A 21,242-nucleotide genomic window follows, 5' to 3' on the forward strand; every position below is an offset into this window, starting at 1 on the left:
GCGGGCATCGCGCCTGTAGGCGTCAGCTCGGCTCGCCGATCCCGCTGTCCAGCCGCGATTGCGCCGAATCCCTGACGCCGAGGAAGGCGATCAGCAGGCCGCAGGCCACCAGCAGGAGCGCAAGCAGCCCGAAGGCCCCGCGCGCGCCCCAGAGCGTCAGGCTGGTCAGCACGATGTAGGGTGCGGCGATCCCGCCGATATGGCCGATGCCGTCGGCAAACCCCATCGCGGTGGCGCGCAGCCGGGTCGGGAAGATCTCCGAGGTGTAGATGTAGCCCACGCCCGAGTTGATCAGCAGTACCAGTGCCACGAGGAAGGCCCCGATCACCGCCGTGGTCGCGCCGGTGTTGAACGCAAGGGTGGCAAGCCCCGCCGCGAAGATCACGCTGGAGATCCCCAGCAGATAGCGCCGCTGCATCCGGTCGACGAGGAGAAGCGGCAGCGCCGCTCCGATCGGAAAGGCCAGATCCCCCAGCGCGGTATAGAGAAGGCCCTGCGGCTTCGCGACCGACAGCTTGTCGAGAAGCACCGTCTCGAAGCCGAGAAATCCATAGATCGCGATGTAGAGGAGCACCCAGTAGAGCGTGACCACCACCACCCGGCCGAGCCAGGGATGACGCAGCAGGTCGATCAGGCGGATATGCGCGGCCTCGCTCACCCCGTGCAGGTCGGCCGTGACTTCTGGTTCCGGCAGGGTGGCGCCTTCGGCGGTCAGGCGCGTCTCCATCCGGGTCACCAGCGCGTCGGCGGCGGCTTCGCGGCCACGCGCGGCCAGCCAGCGGGGCGATTCCGGCATCCAGGCGATCAGGATCATCGGAATCACCGACAGCACGCCCAGCCCCAGCACCAGCCGCCAGCCGTCCGGCCCGAGCGACAGGAGGCCCATCGCGACGAAGGGGGCGACCGCATCGCCGACCCCCGCCGCGATGATGTTGCGCTGGATGTTGCGGGCGCGGTGTCGGGCGGGCGAGAATTCGTTGATCATGGTGGCGCTCAGCGCGATCTGGGCGCCGATCCCCATGCCCGTCAGGAAGCGGAACAGCGACAGCGACGACAGGTCCCAGGCCAGGCCGCACAACACCGAGGACACCGCCAGCAGCGCCATGGTCGCGGCCATCAGGGGGCGGCGTCCGTAATGGTCGGCGAGGCGGCCGAAGATCATTGCGCCAACGATGTAGCCGAACAGGCTTGTGGTCAGCGGCAGCGCCTGCTGGCTTCCCGTCAGGTGAAAGGCGCGGGTCACGTCCGGCAGCACGGCGCCGATCGCAATGATGTCGTAGAAGGCAAAGAAATACGCGGTCACGAAGACCCATTTCGCCCCGGCCGCAATGCCCCAGCGCGGCAACCTGTCGATCCGCGCATTGATCCTTGCCACAGCGGCGTCCGACGGCGCCTCCGCTCTCTCGCTCATCCTGTCTCCTCCCTTTGCGCCGGCTGGGCCGGCTGGATCGCGACGGCGACCGCGGGCCGCCGGACAGATGGGGGAAGGGGAATGCGCCGAGCGTTCCGCCGCGGTTCCGCGCCGCACCGTGCGTGCCGCGCCCCGATCGGGGCACGGCCTCCTTTCGCCACGGATGCCGGCATGGAAGCTCAGGCCGCAGAACCACAGGTGGCGGCCCACCAACTTTCGCGGGCCGCGCTCCTCCTCATCCCCCTCATCTGGGGGTAGAACTTGGCGCGTCGGCAGGGGGGCGGCCAATACTATTTGCGGATGCCACCATTCGCGCAATGCTATGGCCGGGAAGATGGCCTGTCCGGGCGGGAAAGCGGTACCCTTTCCCCGCCGGATGGTGGATCGTGGGGCGGCGGTCCGGCCGCTGCCCTGTGCCGGTGTTCGCTGCCGGGCCTCAGCGCCGGGGTTCAGCGCCGGACTTCGGGGCCGGGCCTCGGGTCTGGCGGCCCTCCGCGCGACCTGCTCAACCCTAAGCTCCGGAAGGATCCATGACCACACTGACCCTCAAGAACGTCCGGCCCATGGCCGCGCCCGCGACCGACCTGTACATCGTGGACGGCCGTTTCGCCGCCGCCCCCACCACGGGGGCCGAGGTGATCGACTGCGGCGGGCGGATCCTGATCCCCGGGCTGGTCGAGGCGCACACCCATCTCGACAAATCCCTGCTGGGAATGCCGTGGTACCGCAACGAGGTGGGCCCCAGCCTGCAGGACAAGATCGACAACGAGCGCCAGGTGAAGCGTGCCCTGGCCCTCGATCCCCAGGTGCAGAGCGAACGCCATGCGATCCTCGCCATCTCGTATGGCTGCACCCATATCCGCAGCCATGTCGACATCGACACCGAGCAGGGGCTGGCCGCGGTCGAGGGCGTGATGGCCACGCGCGAGAAACTGGCCGGGTTGATCGACATCGAGATCGTGGCCTTCCCGCAATCCGGCATGATGCCCCGCCCGGGAACCGCCGAGCTGATGGATGCGGCGCTGGCGATGGGGGCCGATCTTGTTGGTGGGCTCGATCCCTGCGGGCTGGAGCACGACCCCAAGGGCCATCTCGACACCGTCTTCGCGCTGGCCGAGAAGCACGGCAAGCCGATCGACATCCACCTGCACGAGCGTGACTCTCTGGGCTGGTTCTCGATGCAGGAGATCATCGACCGCACGGTCGCGCAGGGCATGCAGGGGCTGGTGTCGATCAGCCACGCCTTCTGCCTTGGGGCGCCCGATCGCGCCGCCGTCGCCGCGCTGCACGAGAAGCTGGCCGAGGCGCGCATTCACATCCTGACCACCGCGCCCGCCTCGGCCCCGGTGCCGGCGGTGAAGGAGCTGAAGGCCGCGGGTATCCTGACCGGTGCGGGCTGTGACGGGATCCGCGACACCTGGGGTCCCTACGGCAATTCCGACATGCTGGAGCGTGCGATGCTGGTGGGTCTGCGCAACAACCTGCGCCGCGACGACGAGCTTGAACTCGCGCTGGAGATCTGCACCCGGGGCGGGGCCGCGATCCTTGGGGTGAAGGGCTACGGGCTGAAGGTCGGCTGCACCGCCGATTGCGTGCTGGTCGAGGGCGAGACGCTGGCCGAGGCGGTCGTGACCCGCGCCCCGCGCAAGCTGGTGCTCAAGGGGGGGCGGGTCACCGCGCGCGACGGCGCCTGCGTGGTCGCCGCCCCGTGACGCCGACGCCGGGAGGGGGCGTGTCCGCCGGGGGCTGTGCGCCGGTCGGAAGATGGTCGGGGTGCCGGTATTCGCCGACGAAGAGGATGATCGCGGCGGCCACGGCGGCGCAGGCCGGCACCGTCGTCAGTGCGAGGCGGAAGTTGCCGCCCGCGCTCTCGGCGATGTAGCCGACCAGCGGCTGGAAGATCAGGGCGCCCGCGATCCCGATCATGTTGACGAAGGCCACGACCGTGCCGACCAGGCCGCCCGGCTGGCCTTCCTTCGCCATCGCGAAGGTCAGCATCTGCAGCCCTCCGAAGAAGCCACCGGCGAACAGCAGGGCCGCCGTCTGCCAGGCCGTGACCGGCAGGTAGAGCGAGGCGGCATAGGCAAGCCCGGTCAGGACCGCACCGAAGAAGACAAGGTACTTGCGGTGGCCCAGCACGTCCGAGAGCCAGCCGCCCGCGACGCTGCCTGCCGCCATTCCCCAGAAGATCATCGACACCGCCGTCTCGGCCTCGACCTGGCTGAAGCGGTGGTCGCGCACCAGTTCGGTCGTGCCCCACAACCCGCCGTAGACGTTCACCGGCATGTAGTAGAGCATCCCCACGATCGAGACCGCCCAGAGCCGCCCGTCGCCCAAGATCGCCCCGAGGCTGTCGCGGACATGTTCGGCGGGACCGCTGGTCGCCTCCTGCGCGGGGGAGGGCGGCTCGCGCAGGAAGGCCGCGATCAGAAGGCAGAGCGCGGTCCCCGCCGCCCCGGTGCCGAGGAACACCGCGCGCCAGCCCTCGGCCTCGATCACGTCGGATAGTGCCACGGCGCCGACGGCCGTACCCAGCATGCCCACCGCGTTGACCAGCCCCGAGAGCAGGGCAAAGCGTTCGGGCGCGAACCAGTGGTTCACCAGCCAGAGGGCCGAGACGAAGGCGAAGGAAGCGCCGAAGCCGGTCAGCACCCGGCCAAGCGCCCCGATCCAGACGATATCGGAGGCCGAGAACAGCAGGACGCCGGCCGCGCAGGCGAAGCTGCCGAGGAGGATCAGCCGCCGGGCGCCGAAGCGGTCGAGGGCCAGCCCGACGACGATCTGCATCGGGGCGTAGACCCAGAAGAACAGGCTGGCGAGCGTGCCGAACCCCGAAGGCGTCAGCCTGTAGAAGGACGAGATCGCATCGGTCGCGAGGCTGGGCTCGACCCGGGTGACGAATTCGAACAGAAAAAAGCCCGAGGCAAGGGCGAAGGCGATCCAGGCTTTTGTCATCGGGTGCGGCTTTTCCGGTCTGCTGGCGCGCAGCTAAGCCCGCGATCCGGCGCAGGTCAATGGACGGCGCAGCCCCTGGCGCCGGGGTTGGCGCGGCGGCCCGGCAGGCCCCGGGCGGGGGTGTTTTTGCCTCGACGCCCCGGGGGTGGGACAGTATCAACGGGGTTTCAGGCGCCAGGCGCTCACCATGACGACCCCGGGGATCCAGGTGACTCGATTGGGCAAATTCGACAATATGCCGTTGCCGACGATCCTCGCGGCATCTTTCCTCGATGCGGGGGGCCATGGCGTCGCGCAGGTGTTGACCCACCGCGAACGCGCCGCGCTCGTCGGCATGTCCCGCCCGGTGGAATTCAAGCGCGACCAGATGATCCAGACCGAGGGTGCCCGGGCCGAGTTCATCTGGAACATCGTTTCGGGCACCGCCGAGACCTATTGCCTGCTGCCCGACGGCACCCGGCGGGTGATGTCGATCCTCTTTGCCGCCGATCTCATCGGGTTGAGCGAGGGCGGGCATTATGTCGAGACCGCCCGCGCCCTGACCGAGGTGCGGGCGTGGGAGATTCCGCTGCGCGCGCTCGACGGGCTGGTCCGGCGCGATCCAAGGCTCGACGCCGCGCTGCTGTGCAAGATCAGCCATGAACTGCGCGAGTCGGAACGCCACCTGCTGACCACGGCGCGACAGGATGCCCGCGCGCGGGTCGCGGCCTTCCTCGTCTGGCTGAAGCAGAAGGAGGCGGCGACGCTCCATTCGGGCGACCTGCTTGAGCTGCCGCTGCGCCGCGAGGATATCGCCGACTACCTCGGGCTCAGCGTCGAGAGCGTGAGCCGCTGCCTCGGCCAGCTGGAGCGTTCCGGCCTGATCCTGCGCGAACAGCGGCGGACGCTGCGCCTGATGGACGTGCCCGCGCTGCAAAAGCTCGCGGGGATGGACTGACCCCGGCGCGCCCCCCACGGTCAGAGCGCGCGCACGATCGCTTCGAGCACATTCTGCGCGCGGTCACCGGCGACCCAGCGCAGCACGGCGACCACGTCATGTTCCGGGTCGATCCAGATCTGGTGCGTGCCCGCCCCCTGCGCCGCGAAAGCGTCGGCGGGCAGCGCCGGATTGGCCGCCGGGCCGCGGTTCAGCCACCACAGGAAACCATAGTTGGCAAGCGTGGCAGAGGGCGTCACCGACTGCGCCATCCAGCCCTCGGGCAGAAGCCGCTGCCCCTCGTGAACCCCATCGCGCAGGATCAGCTGGCCGAAGCGCGCGTGATCGACAGCCGAGATGAAGAGCCCGCCGCCCCAGTGCCCGCCACCGGGCACCGATTGCATGCGGCGACCACCGATGTCGACCCACGAGGTCTCGTAGCCTTCCCAGCGCCAGCCCTGCGAGGCGCCGATCGGATCCATGATCCGCGTACGCAGCACCTCCGGCAGCGGGCGCCCGAACAGCGACATCAGCGCGAAGGAGAGGGCATTCACGCGGACGTCGTTGTATTCGTAGTAGCTGCCGGGGGTTTTCAGGGGGCGCTTCGTGCCCTTGCGGCTGTTGTCGGCGCCGGGGCCGATCTGTCGGTAATGGTCGACCTGATCGGACTTGCCGAACAATTCCCCGCTCCATTCGCTGTTCATCTGCAGGAAGTGGCGCCAGGTGATCTGGCCGTTGTGCGGCCCCTCGAAGACCGGCCCGGGCACGCGGATGCAGACCGCCTCGTCAAGGTCCGGCAGCAGGCCGTCGCCATGGGCCACGCCCGCAAGTATCGACAGGTAGCTCTTGGCGATCGAGAAGGTCATGTCGGCCCGGTCAACGTCGCCCCAGCGCGCGATTTCCCGACCGCCGCGCAGCACGAGGCCGGCAGGCCCGCCGCGAGGCGCCACAGGGCCGACGATCTCGGTCCAGGGGCCGGTCTCGTTCCACTCCACGTTCCCGACATAGCGGCCGTCGTCATAGTACATGGACCGCGGCCAGGGAGATTCGCTCGCCTCGGCGAGGGCGACCGCCTGGGCCATGCGTTCGGGATCGAAAGCGGTGGTCATCTTGTCTTGCTCCGTGAAGGCTCTGCCTGCCCGGCTTGTCCCCTGCGCCGCGCGACCGCAAGGGGCGGAGGCTGGCGGGGGGCTTCGGCGTGCAGCCGCCGGCGCGGGTTGACCGATATTTCGGCGTTTGCCCTGCCGGAGTGGAGCGCGGGCGGGCCTGACTGACCGGTGCCCGGGGGCGGATCGCCGGATATTTGCGTTCGTCGCCGCGTCATCAGCCGTCGCGAAGACCTTGCAGGAGGAGGGCGCGAGTCGGCCGACGCGGCTCCGTCGGGCGATATGCGCGACCGCATCGGGTTGCGGCGAGATCTTGACGTCGATCAAGGAAGAGCGGGGGCGGGTCCGCTACGTTGCCATACATTCGGGGAAGGTGACGGCCGCCCCCGGCGACGGGCACGGCGCGTCGGCCGGGGGCGGAGATCAGGCCCGAAGCAGCAGCCTTGTGTCGGACGAGAGGGACATATCATGAGAGTGCTTGCCATATTGACGATGCTTTTCAGCGTCCTGGCATTGACCGCGTGCGAGCAGACCACATCCACGAAATACCCGATTTCCGGCATCCAGTGCTCGGCCAAGGATCCGGTCCACGACATGACCGCGGATTGCCTTCCCCCGACCTGACGGGCGACGGGCGGCCGCCCCGGCCGGAGGGCCGGTGATGGAAATGGCCGAGGGCGGGCCGGTGAGAATCGGCTTGCCGCGGTGTTCCGCGGGGGGTAGACGCATGAAGAACGACGCGCCGATTTGAGCATCAGCTTGCGGGCGCGAAAGAAATGCAGCTAAAGCGGAGAAAGCCATCGCGTTTTCTTCACGTTTGTCGCGCAGCCGCGCGGAAGGAGGCGAGATGGGCATTGTCCCGAAACAGACGTTGATCCCTGCACTGGCAGTTCCTGTCGCGCAGATCCTCGAGACCCGGCGCGCCTTTCCGCAGGGCGAACTTTCCTATGAATTCGACGTCCAGACCGCCGATACCTGGCAGGGCCTGGCGCAGTTCAGCCTTGCGCTGGCGGCGGCGGGCCTGACGCCGCGGCTGCTGCGCTGCGGCGGCGATGGCAGGATCTCGGTCCGGGCCGAGGATCCGGGCCGGGCGCGTCTCGACCTGCTGGACGCGTGGTTCCAGGGCCAGGCCCTGGTGACGCTGCAAAGCTGGACCACCGTGATCGGCTGATCGGGCGCGGCTCGGCCCGCAAAGCTGAATGATGGAAACAGTGAAAGGTTTCGACCCGAAGTTCCGGGACTTTCCGGATTACATCATCGGCATCATCCGCGAGATCTGGGAAGAGCGCGGCATGGCCACCCTGCACGATTACGACGCCGATGACATCATGATGCGCGCGCCCGCCTCGGTCGTCGTGGGCAACCATGGCGACGCTGGCCGAATTTCCCGACCGCACCCTTCTGCCCGAGGACGTGATCTGGTGCGGCAGACCGAAGTTGCAGGCGACCGGGCGGATCGTCCTCAACGCCGCGCGCGTTCCCGGGGTTCGACATCTCGTCCTTCGAACGTGCCTGGTCGGCCTTCGAGGTGGCGCGGACCTGACCCGCGGACCGCGGGGTGTGTCCCCGGGGGCCACTTCCGGGGGCGTCGGAGGGGCGGTCAGCCCTCACGCACCTGTGCCTGATCCCGGGTCGGCGCCCGATCCCCGGCTTGCGTCCGCCCGGGCCAGGCGTCGACCTCGGCCAGCAGCGCGTCCAGCGTCGGATCCTCGATCCGAAGCTCCCGACATCCCGCGATGACGTTCTCGAGGTATTCCCGGCTGGTTCCCAGCCGCCCCGTGCCGGTGGCGAGATACCTTACCTGATCCTCGTGCCGGATCCCGGTGTCGATCATGTCCGCCTTCGGGTCGGCCACGAAGCACAGCGCCTGGACGCGGCCCTGCGCCGTCTCCACCGGGGCGAAGACCGCCTTGTAGCAGGGCGCCATCATCTCGCGCCGCCAGATCACCTCGGACTCGCGGTCGGCGGTCTCGGCAGCGAGACGGAACACCAGCCCGTCGCAGGACGGCCCATGGTCGAGCGCGGCCATCAGACCCGGCGCCTCGGCCGTGCCGCGCCCGCCGGACCGGTCCACCAGGCAGAAGCTGCGACGGTAGCCGGGAAGGCGCGCCCGGCGCACCTCGGCGAAATAGACCGCCGGGTCCCACATCAGCGACCCGTAGGCAAAGACCCAGATGTCCTTGCCCTGCCACGGCGCAAGCGTTTCGTGGCGCATCGCCTCGCGGACCGCATCGGGATAGCGCGGGTTGGCGCCCAGATCGGCCTCGGCCCAGATCGCGTCGATCTCCGCGAGGTCGAGATCGCGGAAGAAGCTTTCCGCGGGGTCGCGGATCTTGCCGGCGAGGCCGGGGTGATGACGAAAGGCGTCGGGGGCGAAGGACATCGGGGCTCCTTGCTGATCTGCACCGGGTGCCGGGGTGCCGGGGGAGGGCGGCGATCCCCCCGGCCTACGTCCGCCACGCGCCGGGTGCAACCTTTCCCGCGCCGGTGCCGGGCGGGGCACCAGGCGACAAGCAGGCACCAGGCGACAAGCGGGTCCCCGGCGGCCGGGCGTCCGGGATCCGACCTGCTTCGCCGCGACTGCACCCTGGCTGCGCCCCGGCAGACGCGGGCCTACCTCAGGATCGCATCGGTCAACTGCTGCCAGTTGCGATGGGCAAAACCTTCCAGCGCCTCCCCGGTCAGCCCGCAGGTCTCGACGAACGCCCGTGCCTCCCGCCCGGGGCGGTACTGGTAGGGGTAGTCGGTCGAGAACAGAAGCCGCTCGGGGCCGACGATGCCGATCGCCCGGCGCAGGTGCTCCACCGAGAACATGCCGCTGGCGCCGAGGAAGACGTTCCGCCGCAGGTAGGTTTCCAGCGGATGTTGCAACCCGGCGATCCGGTCCAGCGCCCTGAGCCGATCGACGTAGTAGAGGACCAGCTCGCCCCAATGGCCGAGGATGATGGGAAGATCGGGGTAGCGGTCGAACGTGCCCGACAGCAGCAGGCGCAGGAACTGGAATCCGGCGTCCAGATGCCAGCCGACCGCATAGCCCGCCAGCGCGGCCTCGACCTGATCGCCGAGACCTGAGAACCACGCCGTGCGCACCGCATCCGGCGCGACGCGGGGATGCAGAAGCAGGGGAATGCGGCGACGGCCCGCGACCTCGAAGACCGGGGCGAAATCCGGATGGTCGAGGTTGCGCGCCCCCACCCGTCCGCACAGCATCGCGCCGCTGAAGCCAAGCGCCGTGACGCAGCGCTCCAGCTCTTCCGCCGCGGCCTCGGGGGCGGCGACGGGCAGGGTTGCCATCGCCTGGAACTTGTCGGGATGGCGCCGGAGGGCCGCGGCCAGCACGTCGTTGGTGCGGCGCGCCATGTCGATGCTTTCCGCACCCAGGTCGTGCAGTGCTGGTGTCGTCAGCGACAGGACCTGCACGTCGACGCCGGCCTCGTCCATCAGGGCGATCCGGCCCTCGGCGAGGTCAAGCAACCGTGTCTCTATCTCGCCCACGCCATGGTAGGCCACGCCAGGATCGCGCGCGGCCAGCCCGAGGGCGCCCCAGGCCCCGGCAACCTCGGGCGTGACCATGTGTTCTTCGGTCGCGATGATCTTCATGGGGTCACCAGGCCACCGTCTTGCCGTCGCGATCCTCGTAGCGCAGGCCCGGTTTTCCCTCCTGCGCAAGGATCACGTCGACGAGTTTGGGCGCGGATTCCCCGAGCGAGTAGCGCGCGTCATCTCCGCCCAGCTCGGTGCGGATCCAGCCGGGCGCGATCAGCAGCATCGGGCGGGTTTCCCCTTCGCGGATGGCATAGCTGCGCATGTACTGGTTCAGCGCCGCCTTGCTTCCGCGATAGACCTCGCGCCCGCCCCTGGTGTTTTCCGCGATGCTGCCCTGGCCCGAGGACATGACGGCAAGGATGCCCTCGGGTGTCAGCAGATCGCTGAGAACCTCGACCACCCGCATCGGGCTGAGGGCATTGGTGACCATGACGCGGATGAATTCATCGGTCGTGGTCTCGGCGATCGTCTCGCCCTGGTTGGCGTTCGACGTGCCGGCATTCACCAGCAGGGCATCGAAGGCCTGCCCGGTCAGCCGCGACTTCAGCGCCGCGACCTGATCGGGGAAGTTGATGTCCACACGTTCGATCTCGACTGCCTGCGGGTGCGCGTCACGCAGAGCATGCAGCGGGGTCGCCGCCGTGCCGCGGATCGTTCCGGTCACCTGCCAGCCGCGGGTCACGAATTCGCAGGCCAGAGAATGACCGATGCCGCGCGAGGCGCCGATGATGAGAATGCGTTTCATGATGTGTCCTTTCCGGGCTCTGTCCTTCTGCCGTCGATCTGGTGCGGCGGAGGTATTTGCGCCAGACGCATGCTCCGCAAGGAGTCATTGCATCCGATGCAACTGAAGGGCATGGGCACTGGCCCGCTTGAGTAGAAACGGCTTACCCGGGGGCTGCCGGTCTGGTCCGGGCCCATGACCGGCGCACACCGAACCGGTCGATGCACCGCCTCGCTCTGGCCGGGCCATGCGCTGTCAGGAAGACGGTCCACCCCGATAGCCGAAGGCGCGGGTGTCGCGGATTGGTCGCGGCCATCTCGCCGGTGGACCCCGCCCATCGCGGGGCGCGGCCACCGTTCCGGCGGCACGATTCATTTCGGGAAAGATGTGGGGGGAGGGAGGCGGCCCGCTTCGCACGGATGCAAGGCGGGGCCCGAGATAGAAAGCGCGGCGGCATCAGGGAGGAGGAGAGATGCCGCCGCGCGCAACGAAAGGCCCAGGGAGGAGGAGGGGCCTTCCGAAAAGGTGTCAGCCGCGGTTCGCGGTCTCGAGCGCCAGGTGGCGGAACGAGGCGCGGCTCAGTCCAAGGTCGGCGACTTCGCGGTCCGAAAGGGATTGCAGTTCCTTCAGCGCGGTGCGGTAGACGCGCCGGCGCGCGAGGGCCGCGTCGAGTTGCGATTTCAGGAGGCCGAGCCGCCCGTTACGGGCATTGCCGGCCACTTGGGTCATGCTCAGGGTCGCCATCTGCGTCTCTCTTCCGTGTTCGTCGCTGTTGGCGCTAACATATGCGATTGCTGCGCCTGCACAATCCGGGGAAAGGGAAGATCCGGCATGCAGGCGGTGCATGCCGCGAGAGGCGGATCGCGGGATGGCCCGTGCGGCCCACGGGGCAAGCCCCCCGCCGATCTTGCCGCCCCTGCCGTTCGGCGGTCCTGCCCAGGCAGGGCCCCGGTGCGCGCTGAGCGGCCATCCTTGCCAGGGACGTTCCCCGCTCAGCGCCCGATGCCCGCGGTGCGGGATCGCGCGTGCCACGATCCCGCGCCTGCGGTCCCGCCCCAGCGGTCCCGCATCGTTCAGGCCGAGGGCCTGATGTTCTGGTTGACGTGGAACAGGTTGTCCGGGTCGTACTTGTTCTTGATCTCGGCCAGACGTGGGTAATTGTCGCCGTAGGACGCCCTGACCCGGTCGTCGCCCTCGTCATCCATCATGAAGTTCGAATAGCCGCCGCTCTCGTTGAACGGATGGACCGCATCCCAGTAGGTCTTGGTCCATTCGGTGACCGCGCCGGCCTTGCCCGGGTCGGGATCGCAGCCGACGATGACCATCGACCAGCGGGCGTCCCGCGCGCTCCAGGCCGTGTCCGGGCCACCGACGCGCGCCGCCGCCCCGTCCAGCGGGTAGAGATGCATGAGCGACAGCTCGCTTGGCGACTTGGCGGCTTCGGCGACATGTGCCGTGATCGCCGCGTCCGGCACGTCGTGGATGAAGTCGCCGCGCCAGTACATCTGCAGACCGGGCGGCAGCAGCGGGTCGAACATCGCCTGAACCGCAGGAAACGGCATCATCCCGGTCCAATCGAGCGCCGGCGGCGGGACCTTGTCGAGAAGCGGCGCAAGCGCCTTGCGTCCCTCCACTTCGTCGCCGTTGTAGCACACCATCACGAGGCAGATGCCATGCCCCCAGAACTGTTCGGGGAAGGGTGCGGCCGAGGGGACGGTCTGAAGCCCGATCCACAGGCCCAGATCCTCGGGCGCCCCGGGAACGAAATCGCGGAAGGCGCGCATCACCTCCTCCGCCTGGCTTGCCGGCCAGGCCAGCGGCCCGCCCAGCACCATCGACACCGGATGGGCCTGGAACAGGAAGCTGGTCACGACGCCGAAATTGCCGCCGCCGCCGCGCAGGGCCCAGAACAGGTCGGCGTTCCTGTCCTTGCTGGCGGTGACGAAGCTGCCGTCGGCCAAGACCACGTCGGCTTCGAGAAGGTTGTCGATGGTCAGGCCGTGCTTGCGCGTCAGATACCCGGTGCCGCCGCCCAGCGTCAGCCCCCCGACGCCTGTCGAGGCGATGATGCCGAAGGGCACCGCAAGGCCGAAGGCATGGGTCGCGTGGTCGACATCGCCCGAGCTGCACCCGGGCCCCACCCGAACCGTGCGGTTCGCGGGATCGACGCGGACGCCCTTCATCTCCGACAGGTCGATCACCAGCCCGCCGCTGACGCTTGCCAGGCCGGGTCCGTTGTGGCCGCCGCCGCGAATGGCGATCTCCAGCCCCTGGTCGCGTCCGAATTTCACTGCCGCGATGACGTCGGCCACGTCGGCGCAGCGCGCGATCAGCAGCGGGTGCTTGTCGATCATGCCGTTGTAGAGCTTGCGCGCCGCGTCATAATCGGGGTGATCGCGGCCGATGAGAGTGCCGCGCAGGGCCGTCGAGAAATCGGTAATGGCTTCTTTTATATCCAACATGTCGTTCCCTCCGGTGGGTGGACAGGTGCGCGCCCGAAAATCCTGGGCGCCCTGACAGTGTAGAAGCCGGGGCGAAGACCGATCCAGTTCACGAAGTGAATCGCGCGGCCCGATGCCGGAACTGGCCGGAAGGCCAATTTCGGCGTAGGCTGTTTTGGCGTAGACTGCGGATATTCATGTGCACGAGGTCACATTCATGACCCAAGGCAGCTACCATCAGTTCTGTCCTGTCGCGATGGCCGCCGAGGTGCTTTGCACGCGCTGGACCATGGTCCTGCTGCGCGAGCTGGTCGTCGGGTCGACCCGGTTCAACGATCTGCGGCGCGGTGTGCCCCGCATGTCCCCGGCCCTGCTTTCGAAACGGCTGAAGGAGCTGGAGCGCGCCGGCATCCTGACCCGGATCGTCCCGGGCGATGGCGGAACCGAATATCATCTGACCCCCGCCGGGCGCGACCTGCATGCGGTAATCGACGCGGTCGGTCTCTGGGGCCAGCGGTGGTTCGAGGCGGATGTCTCCCTGAAGAACCTCGATCCCTCGCTCCTGATGTGGGACATGCGGCGGTGGCTCGACCCGACCCCGCTTCCCGACCGCCGCTGCGTGATTCAGTTTCTGTATCCCGAACTTTCGCCGGCCCAGCGGCTCTGGTGGCTGGTGGTCCAGCCGGGGGAAGAGGTGGACCTGTGCTCGGTCGATCCGGGGTTCGACGTCGACCTCTACGTCAGCTGCGACTTGCGCACGATGACGGCGATCTGGATGGGGGTGATCACCGTACGCGCGGCAAGGGAGATGCAGAGCCTCACGCTCACGGGCGACAGACAATTGTCGCGCGACATGCAGACCTGGCTCGGCCTCAGCCCCTTCGCGGCAGAGAAGAAACGCGCCCGGGAAGCTCTCGGCTGACCCGCCCCCGGGGAGAAGTCGCGATCTTCGGCGCGCCCCTGGGCCGATCCCGGCCCTCCGCCGCTCGCGGGTGATGCCCTCACGGTGCAGGTCCGCCCCCGCTTGGGCGCGCGCGCCGTCCCCCGTGGAGACCCACTCCGGCAGCGCATGCATCGGCGCAGGGCTTCACGTTCCTGCACGCGCTCCGAGGGTGGCTCCGAACGCTCTGTCTGAACTCACACCGAAGGTGCCGGCCGCCAGGACGCTTGACCTCGGCTGCCCCCTAAAATATGGCTCAGGGCCAGGCGCGGGTGTAGCTCAATGGTAGAGCAGCAGCCTTCCAAGCTGAATACGTGGGTTCGATTCCCATCACCCGCTCCAATACTTCCCGACACTGGCCTTCCCGGGACACTGCGGCTCTCCCTCCGCGCGGCCTGCCACTCGAAGCGTCCCGTGCAAGGTGAAAAGGCGCCCCGCCCCCACGTTCTGCTCGAAAATATCCCACGGGGGTGCGGGGGTGTGAAACCCCCGCGGATGCGGTGGGTGCGGGGGTGTGAAACCCCCGCGGATGCGGTGGGTGCCGAGGGTATGGAACAGCCGCGGATGCGGTGGGTGCGGCGCTGCAATCCCCCGTGGTGGTCCGCGATCAGCCCGGCAGGGTGGGGGCGAATCCGTCAAGCGGCAGGTCGCGCACCTTGCGCAGCATCTCGACGAAGCCCGCGACCTGCGCGGCGCAGGTCGTACGGCCCTTCTCGGCGGTGGCCAGATGGGCCTCGCCCACCGCGCCCTCGGGGTTCAGGTCCGAGGAGACCCAGCCGTAGGAGAGCGGCCCGATCGGCGAGATCGGCGCGGTCTCGGCGGAGGAGCGGAAATCCTTCGCCTTCGACATGTCCACCGTCTCGGGCCGGAAGGCGAGCATCAGCGAGGTCTCGTAATCGCCCGCATGGATGCCGAATCCCCGTTCCCGGGCCGAGAACATCCCCTCGGGGCGGTCGAACCCGCTCCACTGGCATTTCACCGCCAGCATGCCGGCACGCACCCGCAGTTCGCGCGACAGGATCGACACGAGGTCGAGGTTGCCGCCATGAGAATTCACGATCACCAGCTTGCGGATGCCCGCCCGGGCGACCGAAAGCCCGATCTCGGTCCAGGCGCGCAGCGCGGTTTCGGCGGTCAGGGTCAGGGTGCCCGGCGCGTGAACATGCTCGTTCGACTTGCCCACCGCCTGCACCGGCAGGATCAGGATGTTCAGGTCGTCGGGGCAAGTGCGGCGCAGCTCGGCCAGCATGCCCTCGGCGATCATGGTGTCGGTCCCGGTGGGCAGGTGCGGCCCGTGCTGCTCGATCGCGCAGGTGGGCAGGATCGCGATCGTGGTCGCGGGGTCCATCGCGGCGAATTCGGTGGTGCGGTACTGGGCCCAGTCGAGGCGCCGCGTCTGGTCTGTGGTCATTTCGGCTCCGGCGTGTAGGTGGCGTTGAGGCGCGCGCGCAGGTAGTCGGCGCCCGTGACCTCCGGGTAGCGGGGCGTCCCGGTGCCCGGCAGCGCGGCGATCACGCTGTCGGGGTTGGGGTCGAGGAAGAAGGCGATGGAGCGTCGGCGCGCCTTCGGCGCCAGCACGCGGTGCGGCGTCGAGGCATAGGTATCGTTGGTCCAGCGCATCAGGCAATCGCCGATATTGACGACAAGGGCGCCCGGCACCTGCGGCACGTCAAGCCAGTCCGCGCCACGGGGCTTCACCTGCAACCCGGCAACCCCGTCGGTCATCAGCAGGGTCAGGGCGCCATAATCGGTATGCGCCCCCGCGCCGATGCCTTCCCCGATGCCTTCCCCGGTGCGGTCCCCGGTGCCCGCGCCGGTTCCCGCGCTCGCCGGATAATGCAGCAGGCGCAGGGTCGCCATCGGTTCGGTGAACTCGGGCCCGAAGCGGTCGGGCGGCAGGGACAGATCCTCGGCCACCGCGGACATCAGCGTGACGCCCAGGTTCAGCGCCGCCTCGTAATAGCGCATCAGCGTCTCGCGGAACCCCGGCAGCGCGGGCCAGACATTGACGCCGCGGAACGGCTCCCCCGCGACCACGCGCGGGTCGCGGGGCGGAAGGTCGAACCCCACGTTGAAGGCCTCCTTGCGGTCCATCTGGCCGCTTTGCTCGTCCAGCGCCTCCGAGCCCTGGCAGGCCCAGCCGCGGTTGTGGGGATTGCGGCGGATGTCGAGGGGCGCCTTCTCGGCGTCAGGCAGGGCGAAGAAGGCGTCGCCCTGGGCGAAGGTCTCGGCGACCAGGGCCTCGGACAGGCCGTGGTTCTCCAGCAGGAAGAACCCGGTTTCGCGGCAGGCCTGCCCGAGGGCCGCGACGAAGCCCGCGCGGTCGGCGCCGCCGGAGTAGAGCGACCAGTCGAGAAGGGGGATCAGGGGCGCGTCGGTCATGAGCGGCTCTTGTCTGTGGCCTCGCCGAGGGCGTCCTGCAACGTCTCGGACAGCGGGGCGGAGCGGGGCCGGGGCGCGGGCGCGCGGCCGGCGATCAGGCGGTCCATCCGCCGGCGGACGAGAGCGAGGTGCCGCGCGCGGCTGTCGGGGGTGGAACTGTCCATGAGGTAATGCGCGGCGAAGGCGCGGCGAACCCTCGGCGCGCAGATCAGCGCGACTCCGCGCAGCAGCGTTCGCCGGCCCGGGGCGCCCACGAACCATGTCAGCATGCGGCTGGCCCCGCAGGTGGTGAACACGCCCAGCCGCGTGATATGCGTGAGGCCTGCGCGGATCGTGTCGCCCTCGCCCCTCGGCATGATGAAGGCCACGTCGGGCAAAAGCGCCCGGTCGAGCCAGCCCTTGAGCATCGCCGGCAGCCCGTACCACCAGGTCGGGTAGACGAAGATCAGCGTGTCGGCCCACATCAGGGCCTCGACATCGGCGTGAAGGCCTGCGCGGTTCGCCGGCACCTCGAGGTATCCCGCATGTTCGGCATCGCTCATCGCCGGGCGGAAGCCGCTGGCGTAAAGGTCGATCAGGCGCACCTCGGCCCGCGCGGCGGCAAGGCGTTCCAGCACCGTGTCGCGCACTGCGGCGGTGAAGCTGTCGGGGCGGGGGTGGCAATAGACGACGAGGGCGCGCATCAGAGCGCCTCCATCTCGCGCCGCACCCGGCCGAGGTGGGCGGCGCGGTCGGCATCTGTCGCGCGGTTCATGTCGTAGAGCGCGAGGTAGCGGAATCGCGACGGCTGCGTCGTGTAGCGCAGCGCGCGCGAGATCACCTTGCGCGGCGGGTCGCCGGCAAGGAAGGTCTTCAGCCGTGCGCCGCCATAGGTCGCGCAGGCCGCGAGCTTGTCGATATGGGTCAGGTTCGGCCGGGTCACGCCGTCGGCCATGGCGAAGGAGACCCCGGGCAGGAAGACCCGGTCGAAATAGCCCTTCAGGATCGCCGGATACCCCATGTTCCAGACCGGGAACACCAGCACCAGCGCCTGCGCCGCCATCAACCGTTCGACTTGGCGCGCGACGGGGATCATGTTGGTCGCGAGGTCGTGGTAGCCCTGCCGTTCCGCCGCGCTCAGCACCGGGTCGAAGCCCTCGGCGTACAGGTCGCAATCGTCCACTTCCCAGCCCCGGGCCATGAGCGTCGCGACCACCGTCTCGTGGACGGCGGCGTTGAAGCTGTCGGGCACAGGATGTGCGAAAAGGACAAGGGCGCGGGTCATTCGGCGGCTTTCATCCCCGGGTATTCGTAGGGTTTTGAATAGTCCCAGTCGCTGCGATCCCAGGCGATCATCTTCCCCGGGTTAAGCAGACCCTTCGGATCGGCCTCGCGCTTGAAGTCGAGCTGACGCTGATCATGGGCCTGGCGCCCGCCTTCCTCCAGCGTGTAGCGGTGCGGGTTGAAGATCATGCAACCCATCTCCTCGTGCAGGCGCACGATCTCTTCAAGCCGTTCTTCCGTGGTGAAGGTGACAAGCGGCAGGCCCGCGAACATGACCTTGCCGTTCTCGCGCATCACCTCGAGGTGCTGCAGAACCTCCTGCCCGAAGGTTTCGCGCACCTTCTCGACCAGTTCCAGATGCTGGGGGAAGCCGTAGCGCACTTGCAGATATGTGATCTCCGGGCGGAATTTCAGCGCCCTTAGCGTGGTGTGGTTCCAGCCAAATTCGAACACCGGGCCCGGATCACGCTCCCACGTCGGTGCGTCGGAACGATAGAGGATCTCTGCCCCCTCCCACCGCGCGGTGAAGGTCTCGAACCCGTCCATGGAATGCGGGGCGACCATGAGGCCCACGAGGGTATCGTCGGGCGTCACATGCGGTTTGACACGCTGGAAGTAGGAATGCGCCATCGGCGCTTCGTAGACCGAGGCGAGCTTGATCAGGATGCCGTCCTGGTTCGCCAGATCGGCGGCGTAGCGCGCGGCGGCGGAGAAATCCTTGAACGAGACGAAGAGGTCGACCCAGTCATAGGCCGGGGCCAGCGGCACCTCGACCTCGGTGATGATACCGTTGGTGCCATAGGCGTGGCTGACGCGGGCCAGCTCCTCGCCGCGGAATTCGAGGATGCGGGGTTCCTCTTCCATGGTGATCACCCGCAGGCGGATGATGTTGCCCAGATCCCGCAGCGCGCCCCAGGTGACCGAGCCGACACCGCCCGATCCGCCGGCGATGAAGCCGCCGATTGTGGCGGTGGCGGCGGTGGACGGGGTCATGCGCAGCTCTTGCCCCGATTTCTCCTTGGTCTCGCGATCGAGGTCGCGGATCACGCAGCCGGGTTCGGCAATGACGCGGCCGGGGTGGATCTCCTTCACCTTGGCAAAGTTCTTCATGTGGATGACGCAGCCGCCCGCCAGCGGCATCGCCTGGCCGTAATTCCCGGTGCCCGAACCGCGCACGGTGACCGGCACGTCGTGGGCATAGCAGACCTTCAGGATCTCGATCACCTCGTCCTCGGATGCCGGGCACACGACGAAATCGGCCTCCACATGGTCGAGCCATTTCTTAAGAAGCGGCGAATACCAGAAGAAATCGCGGCTTTTGGAGCGGATGGCCGAGGGGCTTTCATCCTGCTCGATATGGGAAAGGGCGGTTTTGGCGGCGGCGATGTTCGGGGTCATGGCGTGCTCATCAAGGGGTCGAGGTCGGCGTAATCGGGCAGGGTGCGGTCAATTTGCCTGCCGCCCCGGATCACGATGCGGTCGGATTGCGGGCGCGAGAACAGCTCTGTCCAGCCACGTGCGCGGGTGATCACCAGATCGGCGGGCGCGCCGGGGGCGAGGGAGGGCGCGTCGAAGCCGCAGGCCCTGGCGGGGTTGGTCAGAAAGGCGTGGACCCAGTCGGTGGCGGAATGGTCGAGATGGGCGATCCGGGTCGCCTCGCGCATCACCTCGATCATGTCGAGGTCGCCATAGGCATAGAACGGATCGCGGGTGTTGTCGGAGGCGAAGCTGACGTTGATCCCCCGCGCGCGCATCTCGTGCACCAGCGTGATCCCGCGCCAGCGCGGGGTGCGGGGCGGCGCGTTCTGGGCCACCCGGTCCTGCAGGTACATGTTGCACATCGGCAAGCTGACGACGTTCAGACCGGCCTTGGCCACCAGATCCAGCGTATGGCTGGCCTCGGCGTCTTCCTGCACGGCCAGCGAACAGCAATGGCCCACGGTGACGGGGGCGTCGAAGCCCATCTCCAACACTGTTTCGGCGATCACGCGCAGAGTCGCGACCGAAGGATCGCCGGTCTCATCGACATGCAGGTCGGTGTGCAGACCGCGCGCCGCGGCAAGGGCAAAGAAGGCGCGCAGCCGTTCCTTCAGATCGGCCACCGGATAGGTGACGCAGCCCAGCACCCCGCCGCTTTCCGCGACGATATCGGCGGTCTGCACATAGGGGCCGTCGTCGGAGACACCGTCGATGCCCACGAGGCAGGAGGCCTGCAGGTCGATCCGGCCGCGCCACTTCGCCCGCATCTCGCGAAAGACAGGAAAGGAAATCGCGTCCTGCGGTGCGGTGCTGTCCAGATGTGTGCGAATCGCGCGCGTCCCGTGGGCAAAGGCGCATTTCAGGGCGAATTCCATCCGGGCCGCCACATCCTCGGCTGTCCAGCGGGCCACGCGGTCGGCGCCCACGGTGGTCAGCGCCCCCATGAAGCTGCCGTCGGGGTTGGGCGAACGCGGCCAGATATGGCCCTTGTCCAGATGCGTGTGCATGTCGACAAAGGCGGGCAGAACCATCGCCCCCTTCATCTGGACCTCTTCCATCCCTTCGCGCGGGGCGACGATCTGCCCGTTCTCTACCGCGAGGTCGAGGCGGGTCAGGTCGCCGGGTTGGCCGATCAGGCAGGCGGGGGCGGTGAGGTCTCGAAGGATATAAGCGCCGCTGGGCAGAACGCGAAAATCCATCAACTCTCCCGTTTGAGGGCGCTTTCATGCCATTTGCGCAGCAGAAGATGGCTGAGCAGCGACAGCGCCATGAAGATCACCACCCCGGTGGCCGCGATCAGGATCAGCGCGGCAAAGACCCGGGGGATGTTGAGACGATAGGACGACTCGAGGATCGTGAAGGCAAGCCCCGATCCGACGCCGCCGGTGCCGGCCACGTATTCCGCGACCACGGCCCCGATCAGCGCAAGGCCCCCGGCGATGCGCAGGCCCCCCAGGAAATACGGGAGCGCCGAGGGCAGTTGCAGATAGCGTAGGCGTTGCCAGCGGGTGGCGCCGTAGATGTTGAAAAGATCGCGCAAATTGTGGTCGGCCGAGTTCAGCCCCAGCGTGGTGTTCGACAGCACCGGGAAGAAGGCCACGATCCAGGCGCAGAGCAGCATCCCCACGATCTTCGACGAGATGTAGATGAAGATCAGCGGCGCGATGGCGACGATCGGGGTCACCTGCAAGACCACCGCGTAGGGGTAGAACGACATCTCGAACAGCTTGCTTTGCGTAAACAGCACGGCAAGCCCCACCCCGCCGATCACCGCGACCAGAAGCGCGAGGATCGTGGTGCGCAGCGTGATCAGCAGCGCCTTGAACAGGATCGGCGCGTCGTTCCACAGGGTTTCGGCCACCAGCCCCGGGCGGGGCAGGATGTATTTCGGGATATCATTCCAGACGCAGATCCGGTCCCACAGCACGATCATCAGCACCAGCACGACCAGCGGCAGCGTCCAGCGGCCGATGCTCTCGATGCGGCGGCGGCGCGCGCGGGCGGCCTCTTCCCGGTCGATGATGCGCTTGGTGCCGGGGCGGGTCTTGGGGGCTTCGGTCTCCGCCATTCTAGTCTCCG

The 21,242-nt window shown here is 68.3% G+C and carries 20 protein-coding genes, 1 tRNA gene and 1 pseudogene; 6 read left to right on the forward strand and 16 right to left on the reverse strand.

The genetic code is table 11. The annotated features are described in order from the left end of the window. Nucleotides 1–22 precede the first annotated feature (22 nt). Nucleotides 23–1,411, reverse strand: coding sequence for an MFS transporter (locus CVV76_RS08840; protein ID WP_102224273.1), 1,389 nt, complete (start codon nucleotides 1,409–1,411; stop codon nucleotides 23–25). Nucleotides 1,412–1,941: 530 nt separating this feature from the next. On the opposite strand from CVV76_RS08840, the gene CVV76_RS08845 reads away from it, so the two are divergent. After that, entirely contained in the window at nucleotides 1,942–3,123 is a 1,182-nt protein-coding gene (locus CVV76_RS08845) for an amidohydrolase family protein (protein WP_102224274.1), read from the forward strand. On the opposite strand, the gene CVV76_RS08850 is transcribed toward CVV76_RS08845, so the two are convergent. Further along, nucleotides 3,083–4,366 (reverse strand): MFS transporter, encoded by a 1,284-nt coding sequence (locus tag CVV76_RS08850; protein ID WP_102224275.1) that lies wholly within the window; start codon nucleotides 4,364–4,366, stop codon nucleotides 3,083–3,085. The two genes, CVV76_RS08845 and CVV76_RS08850, sit on opposite strands and share 41 nt — an antisense overlap. Before the next feature lie 217 nt (nucleotides 4,367–4,583). Here CVV76_RS08850 and CVV76_RS08855 point away from each other — a divergent pair, with 217 nt between their 5' ends. Then, nucleotides 4,584–5,303 carry a Crp/Fnr family transcriptional regulator gene (locus tag CVV76_RS08855; RefSeq protein WP_158243122.1) on the forward strand — a complete coding sequence of 240 codons (720 nt, stop codon included), beginning with the start codon at nucleotides 4,584–4,586 and terminating at the stop codon, nucleotides 5,301–5,303. A gap of 20 nt (nucleotides 5,304–5,323) precedes the next feature. On the opposite strand, the gene CVV76_RS08860 is transcribed toward CVV76_RS08855, so the two are convergent. Together CVV76_RS08860 and CVV76_RS24640 are read right to left on the reverse strand one after the other, a co-directional pair. After that, nucleotides 5,324–6,391, reverse strand: coding sequence for a serine hydrolase domain-containing protein (locus CVV76_RS08860; RefSeq protein WP_102224277.1), 1,068 nt, complete (start codon nucleotides 6,389–6,391; stop codon nucleotides 5,324–5,326). A gap of 420 nt (nucleotides 6,392–6,811) precedes the next feature. After that, the gene (locus tag CVV76_RS24640; RefSeq protein ID WP_146010273.1) at nucleotides 6,812–7,189 is read right to left on the reverse strand and encodes a hypothetical protein; all 378 of its coding nucleotides are present in this window, start codon (nucleotides 7,187–7,189) and stop codon (nucleotides 6,812–6,814) included. Between the two features lie 46 nt (nucleotides 7,190–7,235). On the opposite strand from CVV76_RS24640, the gene CVV76_RS08865 reads away from it, so the two are divergent. Together CVV76_RS08865 and CVV76_RS25395 are read left to right on the forward strand one after the other, a co-directional pair. Continuing rightward, entirely contained in the window at nucleotides 7,236–7,559 is a 324-nt protein-coding gene (locus tag CVV76_RS08865; RefSeq protein ID WP_102224278.1) for a hypothetical protein, read from the forward strand. Between the two features lie 40 nt (nucleotides 7,560–7,599). Further along, nucleotides 7,600–7,825, forward strand: a pseudogene (locus CVV76_RS25395) (nuclear transport factor 2 family protein); the annotation flags it as partial. Between the two features lie 163 nt (nucleotides 7,826–7,988). Here the strand turns inward: CVV76_RS25395 and CVV76_RS08875 are convergent. From CVV76_RS08875 to CVV76_RS08895, 5 genes are all read right to left on the reverse strand, one after another. After that, nucleotides 7,989–8,771 carry a gamma-glutamylcyclotransferase gene (locus CVV76_RS08875; RefSeq protein ID WP_102224279.1) on the reverse strand — a complete coding sequence of 261 codons (783 nt, stop codon included), beginning with the start codon at nucleotides 8,769–8,771 and terminating at the stop codon, nucleotides 7,989–7,991. A 230-nt stretch (nucleotides 8,772–9,001) separates the two neighbouring features. Next, the gene (locus tag CVV76_RS08880; RefSeq protein ID WP_102224280.1) at nucleotides 9,002–9,988 is read right to left on the reverse strand and encodes an amidohydrolase family protein; all 987 of its coding nucleotides are present in this window, start codon (nucleotides 9,986–9,988) and stop codon (nucleotides 9,002–9,004) included. Nucleotides 9,989–9,992: 4 nt separating this feature from the next. Then, on the reverse strand, nucleotides 9,993–10,679 hold the full coding sequence (locus CVV76_RS08885) for an SDR family oxidoreductase (RefSeq protein ID WP_102224281.1): 687 nt from the start codon (nucleotides 10,677–10,679) through the stop codon (nucleotides 9,993–9,995). Between the two features lie 507 nt (nucleotides 10,680–11,186). Beyond that, complete coding sequence (locus CVV76_RS08890; protein WP_102224282.1) at nucleotides 11,187–11,402, reverse strand: DUF1127 domain-containing protein; 216 nt, start codon at nucleotides 11,400–11,402, stop codon at nucleotides 11,187–11,189. Between the two features lie 329 nt (nucleotides 11,403–11,731). After that, nucleotides 11,732–13,120, reverse strand: coding sequence for an FAD-binding oxidoreductase (locus tag CVV76_RS08895; RefSeq protein ID WP_102224283.1), 1,389 nt, complete (start codon nucleotides 13,118–13,120; stop codon nucleotides 11,732–11,734). 178 nt (nucleotides 13,121–13,298) lie between these two features. Here CVV76_RS08895 and CVV76_RS08900 point away from each other — a divergent pair, with 178 nt between their 5' ends. Both CVV76_RS08900 and CVV76_RS08905 read left to right on the forward strand, forming a co-directional pair. Then, nucleotides 13,299–14,021, forward strand: coding sequence for a winged helix-turn-helix transcriptional regulator (locus CVV76_RS08900; RefSeq protein WP_233192779.1), 723 nt, complete (start codon nucleotides 13,299–13,301; stop codon nucleotides 14,019–14,021). 286 nt (nucleotides 14,022–14,307) lie between these two features. Next, nucleotides 14,308–14,381, forward strand: a tRNA-Gly gene (locus CVV76_RS08905). 265 nt (nucleotides 14,382–14,646) lie between these two features. Here CVV76_RS08905 and CVV76_RS08910 read toward each other — a convergent pair. From CVV76_RS08910 to CVV76_RS08940, 7 genes are read right to left on the reverse strand one after another with little or no spacing between them, the layout of a single operon-like run. Beyond that, complete coding sequence (locus CVV76_RS08910) at nucleotides 14,647–15,450, reverse strand: creatininase family protein (RefSeq protein ID WP_102224284.1); 804 nt, start codon at nucleotides 15,448–15,450, stop codon at nucleotides 14,647–14,649. Then, nucleotides 15,447–16,421, reverse strand: a complete 975-nt coding sequence (locus CVV76_RS08915) for an isopenicillin N synthase family dioxygenase (RefSeq protein WP_102224285.1) — start codon at nucleotides 16,419–16,421, stop codon at nucleotides 15,447–15,449. The genes CVV76_RS08910 and CVV76_RS08915 overlap by 4 nt, the downstream gene beginning before the upstream one ends. Continuing rightward, entirely contained in the window at nucleotides 16,418–17,104 is a 687-nt protein-coding gene (locus CVV76_RS08920; protein WP_102224286.1) for an NAD(P)H-dependent oxidoreductase, read from the reverse strand. Before CVV76_RS08920 ends, CVV76_RS08915 begins: the two co-directional genes overlap by 4 nt. Continuing rightward, nucleotides 17,104–17,685 carry an NAD(P)H-dependent oxidoreductase gene (locus CVV76_RS08925; RefSeq protein WP_102224287.1) on the reverse strand — a complete coding sequence of 194 codons (582 nt, stop codon included), beginning with the start codon at nucleotides 17,683–17,685 and terminating at the stop codon, nucleotides 17,104–17,106. The genes CVV76_RS08920 and CVV76_RS08925 overlap by 1 nt, the downstream gene beginning before the upstream one ends. After that, complete coding sequence (locus tag CVV76_RS08930) at nucleotides 17,682–19,082, reverse strand: FAD-binding oxidoreductase (protein ID WP_102224288.1); 1,401 nt, start codon at nucleotides 19,080–19,082, stop codon at nucleotides 17,682–17,684. Before CVV76_RS08930 ends, CVV76_RS08925 begins: the two co-directional genes overlap by 4 nt. Beyond that, on the reverse strand, nucleotides 19,079–20,362 hold the full coding sequence (locus CVV76_RS08935; protein ID WP_102224289.1) for a cytosine deaminase: 1,284 nt from the start codon (nucleotides 20,360–20,362) through the stop codon (nucleotides 19,079–19,081). The genes CVV76_RS08930 and CVV76_RS08935 overlap by 4 nt, the downstream gene beginning before the upstream one ends. Continuing rightward, on the reverse strand, nucleotides 20,362–21,231 hold the full coding sequence (locus CVV76_RS08940; protein ID WP_102224290.1) for an ABC transporter permease: 870 nt from the start codon (nucleotides 21,229–21,231) through the stop codon (nucleotides 20,362–20,364). The genes CVV76_RS08935 and CVV76_RS08940 overlap by 1 nt, the downstream gene beginning before the upstream one ends. Between the last annotated feature and the right edge of the window lie 11 nt (nucleotides 21,232–21,242).

The sequence above is a fragment of the Acidimangrovimonas sediminis genome, assembly GCF_002871005.1.
GTDB lineage: Bacteria > Pseudomonadota > Alphaproteobacteria > Rhodobacterales > Rhodobacteraceae > Acidimangrovimonas > Acidimangrovimonas sediminis.